The sequence below is a fragment of the Raoultibacter timonensis genome, assembly GCF_022845715.1.
GTDB lineage: Bacteria > Actinomycetota > Coriobacteriia > Coriobacteriales > Eggerthellaceae > Raoultibacter > Raoultibacter timonensis.
In genome coordinates this window covers 67,608-72,968 of sequence record NZ_AP025564.1, presented here as the reverse complement: position 1 = coordinate 72,968, position 5,361 = coordinate 67,608, and the positions used below count along the sequence as shown (strand labels likewise).

Here is a 5,361-nt window from a genome sequence, read left to right as displayed (position 1 = left end):
GGCGCGTCTCCTTGCTATCCCACATCAATGCATATATATGCTTTTATACATAGACGGTTGATATGATCTCGTTTCGCCCCCATTCCAGGCAATCGTACGGCGGAAAAGCCGTATTATTATCATTTGTGTGCTTATTGATAATTGAAACATTAACGTATACGATTAGGTTTATTTAAAAAGTGCCTTGAGGCAGCGCGCAGAATACCGTCTCGATTTAGGTGATCCGCCTAACAAAAAGAGCGCCGCAAAGGCGCTCTGTACCGGTTCTTGGAATAGCGGGGGTTATCCCCCATTCCCGCAAAGGCAGCTAAGATTCCGACGGCTCCAAAGGTTCATCCCCTTGTTCGCCTTCCGTATCGGATGCGTTTTCCGCTGAATCGGGTACGGGATCCCCGGAGTCCGCCTTCGCTTCGCCCTCTTCATTCAGTTCGCCCGAGTCCCCGAGCAGATACGGCGACAAATCTATGTCGTAGGGCAATCCCGCTGGCATGTCGTTGATCTGAACCTCTGCGCCCGCCTTGTACTCTTCAAACCACGATAGAAACTCCGAACTCTTGTCGGTTGCCGTAATATCGGTGCGCATCCTGGAAAGAATCTCTTCGGGAATCTGCTCAACCGACACAATACCCTCGGCAGGAACGGTAAACATATCGGTGCATTTGATGAGATGGATGCCGTACTCGCTTTCAACCAGACCACTTATTTCGCCCACCTCGAGGTTCGACAGCGCGTTTGCGTATTCCACCACAAACGTATTCAGGGCATCCCAGCCAACATCGCCTCCGTTTTCGGCCGATGAGTCGATTGAATACCTTTCGACGGCAGTGTCGAAATCAAGTTCGCCCGCGTTGATTTTATCGAGAACCTCTTGGGCTTCTTCCGCATCGTCAGAACTAAACAGTATATGGCTCGAGCGGCGCGCGCCTTCGAATTCCGACGCGGAAGACTGAGCAAGAGCCAAGAGCTCGTCATCTGAAATTTCGGAATCGGGAACGACCGCATCAACCAATGCCTGCTGCAGCAAGCCAGGCTCGACAACGTCTGCTCGATACTCCTCTTCGGTCATGCTATTGGCCGATAGCGCCTCCTGCCAAGCCTCTTCGTTTTCAAACTGGCTTTTCGCTTGCTCGACCGCCTCGTCTATCTGCGATTGTTCGACGCTGACCCCTTGCTCCTTTGCAGCCTGCCTGTAAAGAAGTTCGTCAACGTAGTAATCGATAACCTCCTCGCGCACGTTGTCGATCGTGTAACCGTTCGACGTCACCCACTTCCCCCAAGCCTCGCTGTCATCAAGCGAGCCTGCCTCGCGAAACTCCGCTATGTACTCGGTTATTGCTTTCTCGCCGATCGGCTCGCCGTTGACCGTCGCAGCCACCCCTTCGCTGGTGTCTCCGATGCCGACATCGCCGGCATTGTCCGAAACGCAACCGGCCAATGCCGACCCTAAAGAAACAGCGAGTATTATGCTGCACGTGAACTTGGCAGCTTTCAGCGAAGTCATATGACACCCCTTGTCTCTCGTGTTTAAGTTTTACCTGCATGAAAAACGCCCGTATTTTCTCATAGGTGGTTTCCGTACGAAAAACCATCACAATACACTCACAGCAACCCCTACAACGATCGTGCACGCCGCATGATTCCGATCGAGCTCGCTATCGTATATCGGTTACTCAAATGTCCGATTTGACCACCCGGAAACACACCACCATTCGAACGATATACCTACACGCAAAGGACTCCTTCTTTTATGGAAAACACCCTACCGATCGATTCACCGATTCGCAAAAGCCGCAACCGTCCCAGGATAAAGAAAGGAGCCCCGAGGAAGGGCTCCTTTTTGGACGAAGTGGAACCGTCAGGGGGATGACGGTTCCTGCAAGACGAGTAGAAAGGAAGGATACCGGTCTACTGGAGCAGAGTATATCGTGCTATTTATTCTGTGTCAAGAATAATCTTGCAAAAGGACTATTCACTATGAGATTTTGCAGGGATACCGAAAGCGCCGATCCCGAACGGTGCGGTACCGCTCTATGCAAAAAAGGCTGCGAGCAGCTGTGCAGCCGAGCGGTAGAACGGCTGACGCGTCTCCTCGATGACCTTCTCGGCAAAGCGCGGCATCCACACGCTGGCATGATCGGATAAAAACGCCTCGTAGGCGGCCGCTGGAGAACCGCCGGGGAAACCCTCGTCCGCACGTCCGTCGCCTTCGCGAGCAACGGCTCCCGAAGCCTCCAGGGCGAGATACTGCAGAAGCTCCCATTCCGTTGCCACGTGATCGAGCGGCTCGTTCGTCCCCTCGGGACGACCCAGCCCGCACGCGCGGCAGAACCGCTCGACTTCCATCGACCTGGGATTCACGAATAAAAGCGGCTGGACGCCGTCATCAAGCGCGGCCCACACGCCCTCGTACGGGCTCACGATCGGCTCGGCAGCACCAACGAACAAGCGCGTCGCCTCGGCACGCAGCGCGTGCAGCAGTTCGTCTGCATCAGTCGAACTGCTCCCAAAACCCGCTTCTTCCGACGGGCCGCCCGGTAATCCGCTTGCGAAGTCTTCGGGCAACGCTATGGCGAGCGCACCTGCCAGCTCGCGCGCGGCATCGACCCATTCGCCCGAAGCAAGGGCCTCGACGGTCTCCTGATCGGGGTACCTCAGCGAGAAGGCCAGCAATTCGCACATCGTCGCGCGCGCTTGCCACGTGTCGACGTCGATCGTCTCCGTATCGTTTTCTCTCATCTTCGTTCCTTCCTGTACGAATCTATCCGGCTATGCCGCAGGGCGGCCAAGCTGTACCGTTCTCCCCTCGAGTACATCAAGCAGCTGCTGCTTATCGTGCACATCGAGCTTTTTGTAGATATGGGTCAAGTGCGTGTTCACCGTACCCTGCGATATATCGAGTTCTTCGCAGATGCGCGGCGTAGAACGCCCTTTCGCCACGAGGATCATTATCTCGGTTTCCTTCGCAGAAAGCCGGTACGCCTTCGCCACCTCTTCGCACCGACGCCTGAACGGACGAACGCCGTCGCCCCGATCCGACGCCTCGGCGGTCAGCTCCACGATGGAGCGCTCGTTGAAGAGAAACAGGTACGCGAACAGCAGCGCACAGACCGACAAAAGGGCGATCAGGCTCAGCAGCCGCGGCGTCAACTCAACGAACGAGGTGAGAATGCCGCCCAAAAACGTTCCCGCCAAGTTGCCAGCCACCATGAGCCCCCAGCCGAAACCAAACACCACAACCGCCGACAGGCGGTACCGGCTCGCCGTACGGGCGAGTACTACCCATACGAGCAGTGAAAGCGTACTGTATCCGGTAAGGGCAAGCACGTTTGCCAAAAACGTACCGCGATCGATGATGGGAAGCAGCAAAAAGATGAACGCCGTCACGAACAGCACCACCTTGTAGGCGAACGCAAAATCGGGCTTCCTGTCGGATAGCGCCGTAATGCTGATAACGGCAGCCGAAAGCAGTGCGGCCGCAAGGAAAACCCACGGATACAGATCCACATCGACAACGGGGTTCACTTCCAAAAACAAGGCGCGCATGAGGCTTTCGGCGAAACCGAGGATCCCCACCGAAAGGAGCGCCTTGACCAAGAACCCGCTCTTGTTGAGCTGCACCGATCCCAAAAGCCTGTTTCCCTTTCCCCACACATCGAGCTTCGTGAACAGGATCAGAGCCGAAGCAAGCAGCAAAAGCATCGTCAGCACCACACCCACCGCACGCGGCAGCATGACGACCACGGGAAAAATGGCCGCAGCGAGAAGAAACGAACTCATGGCTTCGACCGCTGTCTTCGTCTCATCAACATGGGTGTACGCCTCGCCCCAAGCAAGATAGAGAAACCCGAGACCCACACCTGTAACGGTGCAGATAATCGAGCACCACGGCTGCCTGAACCAATCCGCCTCAACGAGCGCCAAAAGCGCCGTTGCCGCAAGCATCGCGGCGGGAACGGCGATGCGAATCCATTTCTTTCCGACGATCAACCGCATGAACTGCTTGGAAAGCAAGGCGCTTACCACCATGAGAACGGCAAGTCCGAGCGACGACCATGTATCCGTGCTATTGAGATGCGAGATATCGTTGCGGACGGAATAGTGGACAACGGTGCTGAAGAACATTATGTACGTCCACGCCCGCATCAGAGCAAAACCGATCATGCGCATGTTCACCACATCCGCCAACGTAATGCTCCCGAGATAGTCCCCTATGCTTTCGCGCTGCACAACTTCTCTTCCCCTGGATGCGACGGCATAGCCGCGGCGCTGCCATTTCGTGCAGTATAGCATGACGGCCCTTGGATGGCTCGCATGCCGTAATTACGTTTTGCCAGATCAAAGGCACATCATAAGAAACATACGATGTAAATCGGCAAAAAAGGAGGAACCGTACGATACCGAAAACACGCTCGCCTTCCTATAGTCGGAGGTAGCGCAGATGCAGCGTTCGGCTCGGTGCAAGGGGTGCCGAAGCGCACCGAACGCAGCATCTCGAAGGTGAGGCGATAAGCGCCTCAAAGACGAGAGGAGGAAGATTGTGACTGCAAAGTATGGGATGGTCATAAATCTCGAGCGATGCATCGGATGCTATGCGTGCGTCGTAGCGTGCAAGCAGTGCTGGGGCACTCGCCCGGGTGTCAACTACAACATGATGAACTACGTGGAATGGGGAGAATACCCCGATGTGCATCAGCGCTACGTCTCCACCATGTGCAACCACTGCGACAACCCGCCCTGCGTTTCGGCATGCCCGAGCCAGGCAACTTACAAGACGGACGAGGGTCCCGTCATAGTGGATTTCGAGTTGTGCGAAGGATGCGGAGCGTGCGTCGACGCCTGCCCGTACGACCATCGGTTCCTCATTACCGAGGATATGACGACAAGCTACGAGGAAGTCGTCATGCCGTGCGAAGAGAAAAGCTCGAAACGCGTCAACGTCACCGAGAAGTGCACGTTCTGCTACGAGCGCCTGGCCGAAGGCCTGCAACCCATGTGCACCGTTCACTGCCCGGGCCAATGCCGCATCTTCGGCGATGTGAACGATCCCGAAAGCGACATCTCGAAGTACATCGCAGAGAAGAAGCCCACCCAGATCGCCGGCACGAGCTTGTACTACGTCGTACCCGAAAACATGGACCGATCCCTCGTTCCGCCCGATTTGGCCGATGCCGTTTCGGCTCAGATGTCCGCAAAGAACGAAAAGAAGAGCACGTCTGGCGATGCGGCAAAGAAAGCGCCCGAGGGCGTGACCGCAGCCGCCGTCGCGGGAGTCGTCGGCGTTGCTGCGGTTGCAGCGGTTGGCGGCGGCGTCGCCTACAAGCGAAGCAAGAGAAAATCGTCGTTCGAGCAAAGCGAATAGGT

4 protein-coding genes are annotated in these 5,361 nt (G+C 56.1%); 1 reads left to right on the top strand and 3 read right to left on the bottom strand.

Annotation, left to right across the window (positions count from 1 at the left end; genetic code table 11):
- Positions 1–307 precede the first annotated feature (307 nt).
- The 3 genes from MWL89_RS00310 to MWL89_RS00300 all read right to left on the bottom strand — a co-directional run bounded on the left by MWL89_RS00310 (position 308) and on the right by MWL89_RS00300 (position 4,227).
- Positions 308–1,501, bottom strand: coding sequence for a peptidylprolyl isomerase (locus MWL89_RS00310; RefSeq protein WP_244387517.1), 1,194 nt, complete (start codon positions 1,499–1,501; stop codon positions 308–310).
- A 527-nt stretch (positions 1,502–2,028) separates the two neighbouring features.
- A complete protein-coding gene (locus MWL89_RS00305) occupies positions 2,029–2,736 on the bottom strand; it encodes a TorD/DmsD family molecular chaperone (protein ID WP_244387516.1) in 708 nt (235 codons plus the stop codon).
- 30 nt (positions 2,737–2,766) lie between these two features.
- Entirely contained in the window at positions 2,767–4,227 is a 1,461-nt protein-coding gene (locus MWL89_RS00300; protein WP_180995190.1) for a helix-turn-helix transcriptional regulator, read from the bottom strand.
- A gap of 310 nt (positions 4,228–4,537) precedes the next feature.
- Here MWL89_RS00300 and MWL89_RS00295 point away from each other — a divergent pair, with 310 nt between their 5' ends.
- On the top strand, positions 4,538–5,359 hold the full coding sequence (locus MWL89_RS00295; RefSeq protein WP_244387515.1) for a 4Fe-4S dicluster domain-containing protein: 822 nt from the start codon (positions 4,538–4,540) through the stop codon (positions 5,357–5,359).
- Positions 5,360–5,361 lie beyond the last annotated feature (2 nt).